Here is a 368-nt window from a genome sequence, read left to right on the forward strand (position 1 = left end):
GAGGTAGATAGGTTCGGGGTGGAAGCGTGGCGACACGTGCAGCTGACGAATACTAATCGATCGAGGACTTAACCAAATTGTTTGTTTCTAATATGATGTCTTTTATCCAGTTTTGAGTGAACAACTCTGAGGGTTTCAAGGCGCAAGCAGTGCTAGGAAACGAGTGAGTGAATGAAGGAACGTACTTACGTACGTGACTGATTGAACGAACGAAGTTGACAACGCAATGCGAAGTGTATTGAAAGCCGAAAAAGTCTAGTGATGATGGCGAAGAGGTCACACCCGTTCCCATACCGAACACGGAAGTTAAGCTCTTCAGCGCCGATGGTAGTTGGGGGTCTCCCCCTGCAAGAGTAGGACGTCGCTGG

Annotated in this window: 1 rRNA gene; it reads left to right on the forward strand. The window is 48.4% G+C overall.

The annotated features are described in order from the left end of the window. Positions 1–254 precede the first annotated feature (254 nt). A 5S ribosomal RNA gene (gene rrf / locus M3627_RS20605) occupies positions 255–368 on the forward strand; the annotation flags it as partial.

Origin of the sequence: Psychrobacillus sp. MER TA 171, from assembly GCF_023713305.1 — a bacterium.
GTDB lineage: Bacteria > Bacillota > Bacilli > Bacillales_A > Planococcaceae > Psychrobacillus.